1 protein-coding gene is annotated in these 1,227 nt (G+C 68.8%); it reads left to right on the forward strand.

The window, feature by feature from the left end; translation table 11 throughout:
* Nucleotides 1–174: 174 nt before the first annotated feature.
* Nucleotides 175–1,227: 1-deoxy-D-xylulose-5-phosphate synthase N-terminal domain-containing protein (locus tag QZH66_RS16380; RefSeq protein ID WP_305806938.1), on the forward strand; the 1,053-nt coding region annotated here is incomplete at its 3' end.

Below are 1,227 nucleotides of genomic sequence, written 5' to 3' on the forward strand. Positions count from 1 at the left end.
CGGCCGGCGGCCAGCAGCAGGGCGCGCACGGGCGCGGCGGGTGGGTTGGGGGAGGGCGAAGCGGGCTGTCCATGCATCGCCCGCACTGTAGTGCATGGCCCCCGCGCGGCAGCGTTTTTGGCCGCGCCGTTAAAATCCCGGGTTTTCCCTCCTCCATAGACCGGACCCGCCCCGATGGCCAACTCTCAACAAATGGCGAATGCGATCCGCGCACTCGCAATGGATGCCGTGCAACAAGCCAACTCCGGCCACCCGGGGGCTCCCATGGGCATGGCCGATATGGCCGTGGCGCTGTGGGGCCGGCACCTCAAGCACAACCCGGCCAACCCGCAGTGGTTCGACCGCGACCGTTTCGTGCTCTCCAACGGCCACAGCTCGATGCTGCTGTACGCGGTACTGCATCTCACGGGCTACGACCTGTCGGTGCAGGAGCTGAAGAACTTCCGCCAGCTCGGCTCCAAGACGCCCGGCCATCCCGAAGTGGCCGTGACGCCCGGCGTGGAAACCACCACCGGCCCGCTGGGCCAGGGCCTGACCAATGCCGTCGGCTTCGCGCTGGCCGAGAAGCTGCTGGCCGCCGAGTTCAACCGCGACCAGCACCGCGTGGTCGACCACCACACCTACGTCTTCCTGGGCGACGGCTGCCTCATGGAAGGCATCAGCCACGAGGCCGTGGCGCTGGCCGGCGCCTGGAAGCTGAACAAGCTGGTGGCGCTGTACGACGACAACGGCATCAGCATCGACGGCCAGGTCGCACCCTGGTTCATAGACCACACGCCGCAGCGCTTCAAGGCCTGCGGCTGGAACGTGATCGACGCCGTGGACGGCCATGACGCCGACGCCGTGAGCGCCGCCATTGCCAAGGCCAAGGCCAGCAGCGACAAGCCCACGCTGATCTGCTGCAAGACCGCCATCGGCCAGGGCAGCCCGAACCGTGCCAACACCGCCAAGGCGCACGGCGAGCCGCTCGGCGCCGNGATCGACGCCGTGGACGGCCATGACGCCGACGCCGTGAGCGCCGCCATTGCCAAGGCCAAGGCCAGCAGCGACAAGCCCACGCTGATCTGCTGCAAGACCGCCATCGGCCAGGGCAGCCCGAACCGTGCCAACACCGCCAAGGCGCACGGCGAGCCGCTCGGCGCCGAAGAAATCAACCTGACCCGCGCAGCGCTGGGCTGGTCGCACGAGCCCTTCGTGGTGCCCGCATCGGTCCATGCCGACTGGGAT

The sequence above is a fragment of the Stenotrophomonas sp. YIM B06876 genome, assembly GCF_030711595.1.
In the GTDB taxonomy this organism is placed as follows: Bacteria; Pseudomonadota; Gammaproteobacteria; order Xanthomonadales; family Xanthomonadaceae; genus Stenotrophomonas.